Source organism: Terasakiella sediminum (assembly GCF_033100395.1).
Classification (GTDB): domain Bacteria; phylum Pseudomonadota; class Alphaproteobacteria; order Rhodospirillales; family Terasakiellaceae; genus Terasakiella.
Map to the genome: position 1 here is coordinate 1 of NZ_JAWLVJ010000011.1, position 13691 is coordinate 13691.

The following is a 13691-nucleotide window of genomic DNA, read 5'->3' on the forward strand; positions in this document are numbered from 1 at the left end:
AAACGCGTCTGATTTTTTGAGATTCATAAGTTCCTCCTGTTGATCTCAGTCTAACAGAAAGTATCCTCTATTTTATAGGGACGGGACCAGGTTGGTGTATCGAACCTTGTACTCTTCCCAAACCCTTTCAATCGCGTCTACAGTTCTCTCACTCGACAATACAGGGGCATTAACATGTGCAACGGGTTGCAAGTTGCTTGTCTGTGAAGCAGATAAGGTCTTGTTAGGGTTTTCGTAAAGAGAAACGGCGTATTCGCTTGCGTCTTTAAGTGCGTTCTGGATCATTCCATATAGGAGGCCATACCCCTCTTGGTCATAAGTTATATGAGAAAGGTGCGCATCTTCAAGAGCTTGTGTAGTTGTCCGCTGTGTCTCCCGAATTGTATCAGGGTGTTCGCTTATTCCATAGTTTTGGGCCTGTTCTGTCAGGTCAATCAGTATATCCTGCAACCGTTCATCCTGTTCACCTGCTGGGAGCTTTTTGACGATGTCATAGTCTTTTGCAAACTCTTTCAGTTCGCGCCTTTTCTCCCGCTCACGTATTTCATCAGCGAGTTCGGTAGCTAGTTCCAGAGATAAGGCGGTTCTTTTCGGAACGGAAGTGTTCTGGGCTGTTGCATAATCAACACGGACTTGATCAAAGAACGCTTGTGCCTTTGAAGCGACATGGGCGTGTGCGTTATTTGCTTCTCTAATGTCCTTTGTGTGAAAGTCGTATCGATAGAACGTCAGATCAGCGTACTGGAAATATATGTCTTGCCACTGCGAATGCGTACTCAGATATGCAATCGCTTCCAGAACATCTTTTGGATATCGCTTTTGATAACGGTAACCGCCACTGCTGTGCAAGACGACACCGGGTTTCTTTTTCATCTCTTCCATAGCCCAAATGTATACCACAATTGTGAGCCACAGGTAAATCTAACACATTGAAAAGAAAGGAAAGCGAGGGTTTCTCCCCCCTCGCAGGGAATTTGGTGGAGCCTAGCGGGATCGAACCGCTGACCTCAACACTGCCAGTGTTGCGCTCTCCCAGCTGAGCTAAGGCCCCTTGGTTGGGTGGCGAGAATGTAGCCGATTTTTTGGGGCTTGCAAGTTAAAAATGCAGTTTATGGTAAAATTATTTGTCAGAGGTTTTGATCGACCACAGGTTCGTCCACATGTTCGAAGATTTCTGACATGTCGGTTTCATCGCTTCCGACCAAGTCATCTGCATCTTCCATGAAATCATCGTCATCTTCAGAGACACTCAGATCCCCATCCACATCATCGAATTCTTCCAGAAGATCATCTGCTTCCAGCTCTGCCGCCGGTGGTGGGTCATCGACTTCTGCGGTTTTGGCGGCCAGGGTGGCTTCGTCATTGACGGGCGTGCCGCATTTGGGGCAGGACGCATCCGGTTTGCGCATATCATAGAAATGCGCGCCACAACTTGGACATTCGTGTTTGGTTCCCCATTCGGGTTTCATGTTCGGCCCTCCCTTCGAAACTTCAAAGGCTGGCACCGACAGATACAGACAAGCGTATCTGTGGACTGCCAGATACTGAGACATCTTGAAAGTGTCTCTTGTTGTTATCGAACCGAAGTCAACATTCACATCGTGCAAAGGCTGACTTCGCTTACATGTACATGTTCATTACCCCGATACTGTAAAACGAAATTTGAAAAATGTCTCGTTTAGAGTGATGCCAAAGTGATTTTTTTACATTTCTTCTTTCGTTGACTTACGCGCCCAGCTGTACGAAAGTGCAGCCAAATTCAATATCTCTGATGAAGGCAATCCTCGTGAAACCTGTTCTGTCCCCCAAAAGCAACCCGTTAAGCGGTTCCATTCGTGTCCCTGGTGATAAATCCATCTCGCACCGTTCCCTGATGTTTGGGGCGATGGCTGTGGGCGAAACCCGCGTTACAGGTCTGCTGGAAGGTGAAGATGTTTTGTGCACAGCCGCAGCTATGCGCAGCCTGGGCGCTGAAGTGGACCGTCTTGAGGATGGCACATGGGTCGTAAGGGGTCGTGGTGTTGGTGGTTTTTCAGAACCCACAGGCGTGCTGGATATGGGGAATTCCGGGACAGCCGCGCGTTTGCTGATGGGCGTTCTGGCCACACAATCTTTTACCACTTTTATGACGGGCGATGCGTCGCTTTGTTCGCGCCCGATGGAACGGGTGATGAAACCGCTGCGCCCCATTGGCGTGAACTTTGTCTCCCGTGACAAGGGCCGCATGCCGATCGCCATTCAGGGTACAGACGATCCAATGCCGATTACATATGAATTGCCCGTGGCTTCTGCGCAAGTGAAATCAGCTGTGATGCTGGCAGGTTTGAATGCACCGGGTAAAACTGTGGTGATTGAACCGAATCCAAGCCGCGATCATACAGAAAAAATGTTGCAGCATTTCGGTGCCGAGGTTGTTGTTGAAGAGCGCGAAGACGGCGGGCGTGTTATCACACTGACAGGCCAACCTGAACTGGTGGCAAGCGATATTGTGGTGCCAACCGATCCAAGCTCCGCTGCTTTCCCGGTTGTGGCTGCCTTGATTACACCTGGTTCCAAAATCACAGTGGAAGCGGTGGGCATGAACCCACTGCGCACAGGTCTGTTTACGACATTGAAAGAAATGGGCGGCAAGATTACTGCGCTTAATACACGTATTGAAGCAGGTGAAGAAGTGGCTGACCTGCAGGTGGAATATTCTGAACTGACAGGCGTTACTGTTCCGGCGTCGCGCGCGCCATCCATGATTGATGAATATCCAGTGCTGGCGGTTGCCGCAAGCTTTGCCAAAGGCACGACCCATATGGAAGGGCTGGAAGAACTGCGCGTGAAAGAAAGCGACCGTCTGGCCGTTGTGGTGGAAAGCCTGAAAGCCTGCGGTGTGGATGTCACCGAAGGCGAAGACTTTATGATTGTGAATGGCACAGGCGAGCCTGCATTGGGTGGGGGGGAGATCAAGTCCCGTCTCGATCACCGTATCGCCATGTCCTTTATTGTTTTTGGTCTGGCGTCAAAAGAGCCTGTGAAAATTGATGATGGCAGTCCCATCGATACCAGCTTCCCCGGCTTTATTGATCTGATGAATGGTCTGGGTGCCAATATTTCTTAATCTGTGTTCCGGCGAAGGCCGGAATCTTTTTCCAAGAGGCCCCGGCCGTCACCGGGGAACAGGAGACTTCTGAGATGACAATTGTCGTAGCAATTGATGGCCCGGCAGCAGCGGGCAAAGGAACATTAGCGCGTCGAGTCGCAAAGGATTTGGATTTTGCCTATCTGGATACGGGGCTTTTGTATCGCGCAACCGGATTTTCTGTTGTTAGTGCAGGTGGTGATCCGAGTGATGAAAAAGTGGCAACTGAGGCTGCAAAAAACCTGAAACCAGAAGACCTGGAAAATGAAAAACTGCGCCATGATGAAGCGGCCCAAGCTGCATCAAAAGTTGCGGTTATTCAAATGGTTAGGGACGAGTTGCTGGACTTCCAGCGTCGCTTTGCGGCTACCCCCCCAGCAGGTAAGGCAGGGGCTGTTCTGGATGGTCGTGATATCGGGACTGTGGTCTGCCCGGATGCACCGGTAAAGCTGTTTGTGACGGCCTCAACAGAGGTGCGTGCACAAAGACGACTAAAAGAGTTGCAAGATCGTGGTCTTGAAGCTATATACGCGCAGGTTTTGCAGGATATGAAAGACCGCGATGCGCGTGACAGCCAACGGGCTGCTGCGCCATTAAAGGCAGCTGAGGATGCCGTGACTTTGGATACGTCTGAAATGGACATTGAAGAAGTGATTGCTGAGGCTAAATCAATCATCGCCGATAAAACCTGAATAGATACGTCTGCAGTTTGATTTTCAACGTTCCCTTTGATAGGGCGCGTCGAAGGTCTTTTTGCACTTAAATATGAAGATACTGGCCGTTAGTCACCGCGCGGTTGGTGGGATCTTCGACGCAATTGCTGGTGACAGACCAACGGAACCAACCGTTTGGCATGTAACAATATTATTATAGGACTTATATATTATGACTGAAGCAGCTCCAGTAGTTGAAGACTTTGCAGCGCTCTTTGCTGAATCTTACGGTGAAGAAGCCCTGTTTGAAGGCCAAGTGGTAACCGGTACAATCATCGGTGTTGAAAATGATTTCGCGATGGTTGACGTCGGCTTGAAATCTGAAGGCCGTATCCCTCTTAAAGAATTCGGTTTTGGCGAAGAAGCACAAAAATTGTCCGCTGGCGACAATGTTGATGTTTTCGTTGAACGTTATGAAAACAAAGACGGCACAGTTGTTCTGTCTCGCGAAAAAGCGAAACGTGAAGAAGCCTGGAAAAATCTCGAGAAGCAGTTCGAAGCTCAAGAGCGTGTTAACGGTGTTATCTTCGGTCGCGTTAAAGGTGGCTTCACAGTTGACCTTAACGGCGCTGTTGCCTTCCTGCCTGGTTCACAAGTTGATATCCGTCCGGTTCGCGACGTGACTCCTTTGATGGGCAACGCACAACCATTCCAAATCCTGAAAATGGACCGCCAGCGTGGCAACATCGTTGTTTCACGTCGTGCTGTTCTTGAAGAAGCACGTGCTGAAGCACGCGGCGATCTGATCAAAGGTCTGGAAGAAGGTCAAATCCTGGATGGTGTTGTTAAGAACATCACGGATTACGGTGCATTTATTGATCTTGGCGGCATTGACGGCCTGCTGCACGTTACAGACATCGCATGGCGTCGTATCGCGCACCCATCTGAAGCGCTGCAGATTGGCGAAACTGTTAAAGTTCAGGTTATCCGCTTCAACTCTGACACACAACGTATCTCCCTCGGCATGAAGCAGCTTGAAGCTGATCCATGGGAAGGCGTTGACGGCAAATACCCAGTTGACGGCAAATTCTCTGGTCGTGTTACAAACATCACTGACTACGGTGCATTCGTTGAGCTGGAGCCAGGTGTTGAAGGTCTGGTTCACGTTTCTGAAATGTCTTGGACCAAGAAGAACGTACACCCAGGTAAAATCGTTTCTACTTCTCAGGAAGTTGAAGTTATGGTTCTGGACGTTGATCCGGTTAAACGCCGTATCTCCCTTGGCCTGAAACAGTGCCTAGCTAACCCATGGGATGCGTTCCTGGCTGAACACCCACAAAACACTGAAGTTGAAGGCGAAATCAAGAACATCACCGAATTCGGTCTGTTCATCGGCCTGAACGGCGAAATCGACGGTATGGTTCACATGTCTGATCTGGCATGGGAAGGCACACCTGAAGAAGCGCTGGCTTCCTTCAACAAAGGCGACGTTGTTAAAGCACGCGTTCTGGATGTTGACGTTGAGAAAGAACGTATTTCTTTGGGCATCAAGCAGCTGTCTGAAGATCCATTTGAATCTTCTGCTGGCGACATCAAGAAGAACCAGGTTGTGACTTGTACAATTACAGCTGTTGAAGAAAACGGTCTGGAAGTTGAAATCGAAGGTGGCCTGACTGGTTACATCCGTCGCGGCGATCTGGCACGTGACCGTGGTGACCAACGCACTGATCGTTTCAACGAAGGTGAAAAGGTTGACGCTAAAGTGACACAATTCGACAAGAAAAACCGCAAGGTTTCTCTGTCTGTGAAAGCTTTGGAAGTTGAAGAAGAGAAGAAAGCCATGGCTGAATATGGTTCTTCTGACTCTGGTGCATCTCTGGGTGATATCCTGGGTGCTGCTTTGGCGAAGAAAGACGACTAATTTAGACGTCTTTAACCAAAAAGCTCTGAAAACCCCTTCCTGTTCTTGCAGGGAGGGGTTTTTCTTTTATATTTATCAGGTGTCATTCCGGCGAAGGCCGGAATCTTTTTCGACCAGATTCCTGCCTTCGCAGGAATGACGAGGTATCAATGACTTTTTCTTCCGACCATATTCTGGACCGTATCCGCCTGAAACGCCGCCTTCGTATCTGGCAGGGTATAGGCGTGCTGGCTGTTGTGAGTGCCCTTGTGGCCATTGGTGCCCGTTTGGACATATTTGGTCATCAGGATCACATCGCACGTTTGTGGGTGGAAGGTGTCATTCAGGACGATATTGAACGCGACGAACTGATTGCAGAACTGGGCGATGATGACAGTGTGAAGGCTGTGATTGTGCGGATCAATTCGCCGGGCGGCACGGTTGTGGGCGGTGAAGCGCTTTATAAAAACCTGCGTAGTCTGGCGTCCAAGAAACCGGTTGTGGCGGTCATGGGCGAAGTGGCCGCATCGGCTGGATATATGACAGCCATTGCAGCAGATCATATTGTGGCGCGTGAAGGCACCATTACAGGTTCCATCGGTGTTTTGATGCAGTCGGTCAATGTCACCGGGCTTCTGGATAAAGTGGGCGTAAAGCCGATTGTGGTGAAAAGTGCGCCTTTGAAAGCAGCACCGAATCCTCTCGAAGAAGTCACGCCGGAAGCTTTGAAAGCAACCGAGGTTGTAATCCTGGATATGTACCATATGTTTTTAGGGATGGTGGCGGAACGCCGCAACCTCGCTATTGATGACGCCCGCAAGCTTGCCGATGGTCGTATCTTTACCGGACGTCAGGCCAAACAGGCCGGGCTGGTGGATGAAACGGGCAGTGAATCGCAGGCGATCAAGTGGCTGCAGGATGAGAAAAAGGTAACCAAGGGTCTGGAAGTTTTTGATGCGCTTTACGGCGAAGAGGAATTCTGGGGGCATGCAGAAAGTGCGTTGATCCGCAGTTTTTTTGATAAAACGTTGATTTCAGAAGGACTTAGACTTGACGGTTTGGTTTCTGTCTGGCAACCTAATCTTCAGTAGCGGCATTTTGTCGGGTTTATCAGACCCCACTTTATAGAGAAGAAGGAGCAGGTGCCCATGACCAAATCAGAACTGATTGCACGTTTGGCTGAAGCGAACCCCCACCTATTTCAACGCGATGTGGAACGGATTGTCTCGACAATCTTTGACGAGATCACACAGGCGCTGGCCGATGGTGACCGTGTGGAACTGCGCGGCTTTGGTGCTTTTTCTGTTAAAACCCGCGGATCACGCACCGGGCGTAACCCTCGCACAGGTGAATCTGTGGATGTGGGCGAAAAGTCTGTCCCTTACTTTAAAACAGGCAAGAAGCTGCGTGAACGCCTGAACAACTAATTGTTTTTGGGCTTTTTATATAAAGAAAGACGTGAAGGTTGAGGACGTGCAGGCTATACTGTCTGCACAAATCGACCTTTTTTGTGTGTGACTTCCGGAGCGATTGACCGTGCGTTTTCTATCCTGGCTTCTCTTCCTGCCATTTGCCCTTGTTGTGGTGATCTTTGCCGTGTCAAACCGCGGCCCCATCGCCGTTGATTTCTGGCCCCTGCCATTTTCACAGGATGTCCCGCTCTATCTCTTGAGCCTGGGCACACTGGCCTTTGGATTTTTCTTCGGTGCGCTTCTTACATGGATGTCAGTTGCCAAATGGCGCGTGGTCGCCATCAGCCGCAAAAAAGACACCGAATATGCCGAAGCTGAGATCGAACGTTTGAATGCCAAGATCAAAGACCTTGAGAAAAAAGAAGAACCTGTGCAAGAGGTTCTGCCTGCGGTGAAAACGGACGCGGCTTAAGGCCCTCTATACCCGTCACCCCGCACATGTTGCGGGGCCTGCGGTTAATGCGAGACCTAATCTTTAAACCATTGGAATCCTGCTACCTACGCAGATCGCGCAACATGTGCGCAATGACAGAAGCGGTCCCAATCGTCATTCCTGCGAAGGCAGGAATCTGATTACCCTCTGTCCAGGAACAAAAAAGCACCGGGATAAAGATACGCGTCATCTATGGCTTTTCGGGTGACGTATTTAGCATCAGCATCTAATGGAAACGACCAGGCGTATGCGTATTTTCCTAATTTGCTTCCAGCGACCGTTGACAGGAAACTTGAGACCAATTTTTCCAAATCAATATCTGGTGTGATTTGAAATTTTACGCTGATAAAGGTTGCGGCCACATATTTACATGATGCTGTCGTTTTGCTGTTTGCCCGCGTTGCCGCGCAATCGTTTTTAGCATCGGCAATTCGTTTCCCGACTTTTTCGACAAAACCCTCTAGATCATCTCCTGAGTGCATAGCAGACTTAGCTTCTAGATAAACTTGAATATCATCATTGGATAACCACAGATCACCGCGGCCATGGACTTCTTTGTCTTCTTTACGTTTTTCTGTTTGGAATTCGGTGACTCCGACCCATCCGCTACGCCATGCGGCAGCGAGCAAGAGGCCGACGTCTGCCATTTCGGTGAACCAATAGGGAGCTTCTCCGGTGCGCACGGTATATTGTTCAATTACATTGCACCATTCCATCGCCAGAGGGTGATAGAGTGCAAATTCGTCGTGATCTAGAAGATTGTTGCCCTGGATGCTCATGTCTTTTCCTTGTTTATATTATTATTTACAAGACTTTAGGTCATTGAATTCGGGGGTGCAATGAAAGATTCCTGCCTGCGCAGGAATGACAACGATATTATTCGTCATCGCGCACGCGTTGCGCGATCTGCGGGAAAAACCGGGCTCCTGCTTCCGCCCCTTATGCCGCAAAGGGTGCGGTATGATGTACTGATGGTGGCTTTATAGTGATCGCACAATAATGCGCTTTCTTTGACATCCCCCAATGCGCTTTTCTTTGACATCCCCCGCCAAATCCCCTAATCCAAAAGCAACGATTTTCCACCGATGAAGTGAGCCCCCGCCATGAAAGCTTTTGAGCGCATTTATGTTGCCCTGGATACAACCGATGTTGAGTATGCTGTCGAACTGGCAGGCAAGTTAAAAGGCCTTGTTGGGGGGATGAAGGTGGGGAAGGAATTCTTTACCGCCAATGGCCCGCAAGGGGTGGAAAAAATCACCGCTGTCGGCATGCCGGTGTTTCTTGATTTGAAATTCCACGATATCCCCAATACGGTCGCTGGTGCCATTCGCGCATCTGGCAAGACAGGTGCGAAGATTGTGAATGTGCATGCGCAAGGTGGTCCTGAAATGTTGCGCCAGGCAGCGGCTGCGGGTAAGGAAGCTGGCATTCCCATGACCATTGCTGTCACGATCTTAACAGCGCTTGATCAGGATGATCTGAGTGCCATCGGTGTGACAGATGCCATCGAAGATCAAGTGGTGCGCTTGGCCAAACTGACACAGGAAAATGGTCTGCAGGGTGTGGTTTGTTCTGCTAAAGAGATTGAACCGATCCGCAAGGCGTGTGGCGAAGACTTTAAACTGATCGTTCCCGGTATTCGCCCCCTTTGGGCCGCCAAGGGTGATCAGAAACGGGTCATGACCCCGTCTGATGCAGTGAAAGCAGGCGCGGATATTCTGGTCATTGGTCGCCCGATCACGCAAGCTGAAGATCCGGTTGACGCGGCACGTAAAATCGCAGAAGAACTGGAAGGTCTGTAAGAATGGAACCAAATATCGGCACAGTGGTCTTTGATGCCCTGGCCTTTATGCGCGAAAACGCCCGGGTGTTTCGCAAATATCTGTTTTTACCGATTTTTTTTGCAATCCTCTCCTTGTTTTTGGGAAAAATCCCTGGTTTCGGATTGGCCCTGTCTGTGATTGCGAATGCGGTTGCGGTTGCGGTGGCGTTGGTCGGGGTGTCAGCCACCCGGTTCTATTTGTTAAAAAATGCCGATGCCGTGGCGGAAGGGGCAAACAGGCCTTTTGCACGGTTTTTCTTTTTGGCCTTTATGGTAAATGCCCTGACTCAGATGTTAGGGGTTCTCTTTTTGCTGCCGCCTTCCATGTATATTGTCATTCTGATGGTCGTATTGATTGGTCTTTGGCTTGGATTGAAAACATCACTCGCCTTTCCTGCGTTAGCGATGGATCACCCCGGTTCCTTGCTGGATAATCTCAAGGAATCATTTATCTGGACCAACGGCAATAATATAAAAATTATTGTCGCTTTTATGGTCTGTTACTCACCAGTGTTGTTCTTTTTTATGATGATTTTGCAGGTGTCGAGTTTCGCACCAGAAGCGGAAAATCTTTGGGGGACGATGCCGCAGCTGATCTTTCATCATATTCTGACTATCTTTTGTATGATGTGGCTGTCACTCGTGCTGGCAAAAATCTATCAGGAGGTTGCGGCGCGGCGATAGCGCTCTACATATCCCTTTATGGAAGAAATCAAAACACAACAGATGCCGATTTTGCCGCTGGTAAACAGTGTCTATGCCACCCTGTTTCGAAACCCGATGGTTCTGTTTCGCGCCGGGCTTTTGCCGTTTTTGCTGTTGCTGACCATCGGTCTGTGGCAGACGCCAGAAGAATGGGGCGCGGTCGGCTTTCAGGCCATGCGCTCGGTTGAATGGGTACTGATGCTGGGCTTGTGGACCTTTTATGCAGGTCAATTGCAGCGTTTTATTCTGAAAGGTCCGATGGATGGGGCAGTTTCATTCCTGCCTAAACTGAATATGCGCGAAGCCCGTTATGCGCTCGCGTCTGTTTTCGTGACAGCACCCTTTAGTGCCTTTGCTTTCTGGTATGATCAGCCCCTGTTTTTCCATCAGCCCGATCTGGTGGTGATGGGCGGTATGACGGCGATTGAAGGAACCGGGGAGCTTTTGTATGCAAGCTTGTTTGTTGGCTGGGTAACGGCCTTGTTTGCTTGTGTGCTACCTGCCATTGCCATGGATGATCAACGCAAGATGATTGCGATTTTTGCCCATTCATTTGAAGCCTTGCGCAAAGATTTCTCCCGCCTGTTTGCAGCATCCTTGTTGGTGGTTCTGCCTGTCTGGTTGTTCATTGGCATGGTGCGGCTGGTGCTGCATACGCCGTTCTTTACCCAGATGGCCATGGCGGATGAAGCCTCGGCCTTGGCCTGGAACCTTATCTTTTTCGCCCTTGAAAGTCTGAAAATCTTTCTTGCGGGCGGTTTGCTCGCTATGTTGTGGGCATTGGCCTATGGACGTTTTAAAGGAACTGCCTCATGACCTTGGTTAAAATCTGCGGCTTGAAAACACCCGAAGATGCCCATGTTGCCATTCAGGCAGGCGCCGATTTTTTGGGTTGTGTGTTCTTCCCGCCCAGCCCGCGTGATGTATCCCCTGAAGTCGCAGCCGAAGTCTTTGACATGATTGGCGATGCCGATGTGGAGCGTGTTGGTCTGTTTGTGAACCCGACAGACGAAGAACTGATGGCTGTTTTGAACCATGTGCGTCTGGATATCATCCAGCTGCATGGCTCAGAAAGCGTGGAACGGGTCGAAGACGTGCGACAGAATTTTGCACTGCCCGTCATGAAAGCCTTGCCGATTGAGACCGCAGAAGATGTGGAATCGGCGAAAAAATATGATGGTGTGGCTGATAAACTTCTGTTTGATGCCAAGCCCCCCAAAGGCGCGACTCGCCCCGGTGGCAACGCCATTGCGTTTGACTGGACCTTGCTGACCGATACCAAATGGTCGGTGCCCTGGATGCTGGCAGGCGGCTTAACGGTTGAAAACGTTGAGGATGCCGTCGCGCAAAGCGGGGCTGAAGCTGTGGATGTTTCCAGCGGTGTGGAAGCGGAAAAAGGCGTCAAAAGCCCCGAGATGATCCAAGCCTTTGTCAAGGCCGTAAAAGAATAAGAAAATTGCGCATTTCCTTTGCAAGCCCTTTTGCAAGTGCGCTATAACATCACCCGAAATTTCCTATTTTGAAATAGAAGTCGATAATGAACACACCCAATACATTTATGGCAGGACCGGACGAAGATGGCCGCTTTGGCATTTTTGGCGGACGTTTCGTTGCTGAAACGCTGATGCCGCTGATCCTGGATGTTGAAAAACACTTCAACGAAGCCAAAGACGATCCTGAATTCCAAAAGCAGGTTTCCGGTTACCTTTCCCAATATGTGGGTCGTCCAAGCCCGCTTTATTTCGCTGAACGGTTCACCGAACATTGTGGCGGGGCCAAAGTCTATTTCAAACGCGAAGATTTGAACCATACGGGTGCGCACAAGATCAACAGCTGTATCGGCCAGATCTTGCTTGCAAAACGGATGGGCAAAAAACGTATTATCGCAGAAACAGGCGCGGGCCAGCATGGTGTGGCTACGGCGACAGTTTGTGCACTGTTTGGTCTGGAATGTGTGATCTTTATGGGCGCGACCGACATTGAACGTCAGCAGCCCAATGTGTTCCGCATGAAACTGCTGGGCGCAGAAGTTCGCCCGGTAACGGCGGGTTCCGGCACGCTGAAAGATGCGATGAACGAAGCGCTTCGTGACTGGGTTGCCAATGTTCACAACACTTATTACCTGATCGGCACTGTCGCAGGCCCACACCCTTATCCGGTGATGGTGCGCGAATTCCAGAAGATCATCGGGGAAGAAACACGTGAGCAGATCATGGAACAGGAAGGTCGACTGCCTGATACATTGATCGCCTGTGTGGGGGGTGGATCAAACGCCATGGGCCTGTTCTACCCGTTCCTGGATGACAAAGACGTGCAGATCATCGGTGTGGAAGCCGCTGGTCTGGGTGTGGATACCGATGAACATGCAGCGTCCCTGACAGGTGGTAGCCCGGGTGTGTTGCATGGTAACCGCACGTACCTGTTGCAGGATGACGACGGTCAGATTGAAGAAGCCCATTCTATATCCGCTGGTCTGGATTACCCGGGCATCGGGCCGGAACATAGCTGGCTGTTTGATATGGGGCGTGTAGAATATCATTCCATCAAAGACGGTGAAGCAGTGGATGCGTTCCAGCTCTGCACCAAGCTTGAAGGGATTATCCCGGCACTTGAATCATCACATGCTTTGGCGGAAGCTGAAAAACTGGCGAAGAAAATGGATAAGGACCAGATCATCGTGGTCAATATGTCCGGTCGTGGTGACAAAGACGTCAACACAATTGCCAAAGCGATGGGGACAGAATTATGAGCACCCGTATTGCAAAGAAATTTGAAGCCCTGAAAGCAGAGGGGCGTTCTGCGTTCGTCACGTTCGTGAGCGCAGGTGATCCCGACCTTAAAACATCCAAAGAGATTCTGGCGGGTATGCCCGAAGCTGGTGCGGATATTCTGGAAATCGGCATGCCGTTTTCTGATCCGATGGCGGATGGTCCGGCGATCCAGTTGGGATCTCAACGCGCCCTTGCTGCCGGCATGACGCTGAAAGGTGTTCTGGATCTGGTGCGTGATTTCCGCACGCAAGATAACGAAACACCAATCGTTCTGATGGGTTATTACAATCCGATCTATATATATGGTGTGGACAAGTTCGTTGTGGATGCAAAGGAAGCTGGTGTTGATGGGTTCATCATCGTTGACCTGCCGCCGGAAGAAGAAATTGAATTTGCGATCCCGGCACAAAAAGGCGGTCTGGACTTTATTTACCTGACCACGCCAACAGCCGATGATGAACGTCTTGAAAAGATCGCGTCCAAGGCATCCGGCTTTATTTATTATGTGTCGATCACAGGTGTGACGGGGACGGCCTCTGCTGTGGCGTCTGATGTGGAAGCGGCTGTGAAACGGATCAAGAAACATACGGACCTGCCTGTTGCCATTGGTTTCGGGATCAACACCCCGGATCAGGCAAAGACAATGGCCAGCGTCAGTGATGCCGCTGTTGTGGGTTCTGCGATTGTAAAAACAATTGCACAGAATTTGGATGAAGACGGTAAAGCCAAGGATGACCTGGCAACAAACGTTCTCTCTTATGTAAGTGAATTGGCAGGCGGCGTAAAAGCTGCCAATGCTTAAAGGATA

Annotated in this window: 15 protein-coding genes and 1 tRNA gene; 12 read left to right on the forward strand and 4 right to left on the reverse strand. The window is 50.1% G+C overall.

The genetic code is table 11. From position 1 onward, the window contains the following. Positions 1–72: 72 nt before the first annotated feature. From RYZ26_RS10035 to RYZ26_RS10045, 3 genes are all read right to left on the reverse strand, one after another. The gene (locus RYZ26_RS10035) at positions 73–873 is read right to left on the reverse strand and encodes a hypothetical protein (RefSeq protein WP_317683068.1); all 801 of its coding nucleotides are present in this window, start codon (positions 871–873) and stop codon (positions 73–75) included. A 102-nt stretch (positions 874–975) separates the two neighbouring features. Further along, positions 976–1051, reverse strand: a tRNA-Ala gene (locus RYZ26_RS10040). A 76-nt stretch (positions 1052–1127) separates the two neighbouring features. Then, complete coding sequence (locus RYZ26_RS10045; protein WP_317683069.1) at positions 1128–1469, reverse strand: FYDLN acid domain-containing protein; 342 nt, start codon at positions 1467–1469, stop codon at positions 1128–1130. Positions 1470–1768: 299 nt separating this feature from the next. Between RYZ26_RS10045 and aroA the strand changes: the two genes are divergently transcribed. The 6 genes from aroA (at position 1769) to RYZ26_RS10075 (ending at position 7564) form a co-directional block, all read left to right on the forward strand. Beyond that, positions 1769–3106, forward strand: a complete 1338-nt coding sequence (gene aroA, locus RYZ26_RS10050) for a 3-phosphoshikimate 1-carboxyvinyltransferase (protein ID WP_411576864.1) — start codon at positions 1769–1771, stop codon at positions 3104–3106. A 74-nt stretch (positions 3107–3180) separates the two neighbouring features. Then, positions 3181–3819 carry a (d)CMP kinase gene (cmk, locus tag RYZ26_RS10055; protein ID WP_317683071.1) on the forward strand — a complete coding sequence of 213 codons (639 nt, stop codon included), beginning with the start codon at positions 3181–3183 and terminating at the stop codon, positions 3817–3819. 193 nt (positions 3820–4012) lie between these two features. Next, on the forward strand, positions 4013–5701 hold the full coding sequence (rpsA, locus tag RYZ26_RS10060; RefSeq protein WP_317683072.1) for a 30S ribosomal protein S1: 1689 nt from the start codon (positions 4013–4015) through the stop codon (positions 5699–5701). Positions 5702–5850: 149 nt separating this feature from the next. Further along, entirely contained in the window at positions 5851–6771 is a 921-nt protein-coding gene (gene sppA / locus RYZ26_RS10065) for a signal peptide peptidase SppA (RefSeq protein ID WP_317683073.1), read from the forward strand. A gap of 57 nt (positions 6772–6828) precedes the next feature. Then, positions 6829–7107, forward strand: coding sequence for an integration host factor subunit beta (gene ihfB, locus RYZ26_RS10070; RefSeq protein ID WP_317683074.1), 279 nt, complete (start codon positions 6829–6831; stop codon positions 7105–7107). A 109-nt stretch (positions 7108–7216) separates the two neighbouring features. After that, positions 7217–7564: a LapA family protein gene (locus RYZ26_RS10075; protein WP_317683075.1), complete on the forward strand. Its 348-nt coding sequence runs from the start codon at positions 7217–7219 to the stop codon at positions 7562–7564. A 161-nt stretch (positions 7565–7725) separates the two neighbouring features. Here RYZ26_RS10075 and RYZ26_RS10080 read toward each other — a convergent pair whose 3' ends face one another. Then, positions 7726–8364, reverse strand: coding sequence for a hypothetical protein (locus tag RYZ26_RS10080; protein WP_317683076.1), 639 nt, complete (start codon positions 8362–8364; stop codon positions 7726–7728). A gap of 324 nt (positions 8365–8688) precedes the next feature. On the opposite strand from RYZ26_RS10080, the gene pyrF reads away from it, so the two are divergent. The 6 genes from pyrF (at position 8689) to trpA (ending at position 13685) form a co-directional block, all read left to right on the forward strand. Next, a complete protein-coding gene (gene pyrF, locus RYZ26_RS10085) occupies positions 8689–9387 on the forward strand; it encodes an orotidine-5'-phosphate decarboxylase (protein ID WP_317683077.1) in 699 nt (232 codons plus the stop codon). Positions 9388–9410: 23 nt separating this feature from the next. After that, positions 9411–10091, forward strand: coding sequence for a hypothetical protein (locus RYZ26_RS10090; RefSeq protein WP_317683078.1), 681 nt, complete (start codon positions 9411–9413; stop codon positions 10089–10091). An 18-nt stretch (positions 10092–10109) separates the two neighbouring features. After that, the gene (locus tag RYZ26_RS10095; protein WP_317683079.1) at positions 10110–10928 is read left to right on the forward strand and encodes a hypothetical protein; all 819 of its coding nucleotides are present in this window, start codon (positions 10110–10112) and stop codon (positions 10926–10928) included. Beyond that, positions 10925–11563: a phosphoribosylanthranilate isomerase gene (locus RYZ26_RS10100; RefSeq protein WP_317683080.1), complete on the forward strand. Its 639-nt coding sequence runs from the start codon at positions 10925–10927 to the stop codon at positions 11561–11563. Before RYZ26_RS10095 ends, RYZ26_RS10100 begins: the two co-directional genes overlap by 4 nt. An 86-nt stretch (positions 11564–11649) precedes the next feature. Beyond that, positions 11650–12861 (forward strand): tryptophan synthase subunit beta, encoded by a 1212-nt coding sequence (gene trpB / locus RYZ26_RS10105; RefSeq protein ID WP_317683081.1) that lies wholly within the window; start codon positions 11650–11652, stop codon positions 12859–12861. Then, the gene (trpA, locus tag RYZ26_RS10110; protein WP_317683082.1) at positions 12858–13685 is read left to right on the forward strand and encodes a tryptophan synthase subunit alpha; all 828 of its coding nucleotides are present in this window, start codon (positions 12858–12860) and stop codon (positions 13683–13685) included. Before trpB ends, trpA begins: the two co-directional genes overlap by 4 nt. The last annotated feature ends 6 nt before the right edge of the window (positions 13686–13691 follow it).

Bases quoted from the DNA above. Each gene is read 5' to 3' on its own strand.
- RYZ26_RS10035 (WP_317683068.1), bottom strand. From the start codon at position 873: ATGAAAAAGAAACCCGGTGTCGTCTTGCACAGCAGTGGCGGTTACCGT.
- RYZ26_RS10045 (WP_317683069.1), bottom strand. From the start codon at position 1,469: ATGAAACCCGAATGGGGAACCAAACACGAATGTCCAAGTTGTGGCGCG.
- cmk (WP_317683071.1), top strand. From the start codon at position 3,181: ATGACAATTGTCGTAGCAATTGATGGCCCGGCAGCAGCGGGCAAAGGA.
- rpsA (WP_317683072.1), top strand. From the start codon at position 4,013: ATGACTGAAGCAGCTCCAGTAGTTGAAGACTTTGCAGCGCTCTTTGCT.
- sppA (WP_317683073.1), top strand. From the start codon at position 5,851: ATGACTTTTTCTTCCGACCATATTCTGGACCGTATCCGCCTGAAACGC.
- ihfB (WP_317683074.1), top strand. From the start codon at position 6,829: ATGACCAAATCAGAACTGATTGCACGTTTGGCTGAAGCGAACCCCCAC.
- RYZ26_RS10080 (WP_317683076.1), bottom strand. From the start codon at position 8,364: ATGAGCATCCAGGGCAACAATCTTCTAGATCACGACGAATTTGCACTC.
- pyrF (WP_317683077.1), top strand. From the start codon at position 8,689: ATGAAAGCTTTTGAGCGCATTTATGTTGCCCTGGATACAACCGATGTT.
- RYZ26_RS10095 (WP_317683079.1), top strand. From the start codon at position 10,110: ATGGAAGAAATCAAAACACAACAGATGCCGATTTTGCCGCTGGTAAAC.
- RYZ26_RS10100 (WP_317683080.1), top strand. From the start codon at position 10,925: ATGACCTTGGTTAAAATCTGCGGCTTGAAAACACCCGAAGATGCCCAT.
- trpB (WP_317683081.1), top strand. From the start codon at position 11,650: ATGAACACACCCAATACATTTATGGCAGGACCGGACGAAGATGGCCGC.
- trpA (WP_317683082.1), top strand. From the start codon at position 12,858: ATGAGCACCCGTATTGCAAAGAAATTTGAAGCCCTGAAAGCAGAGGGG.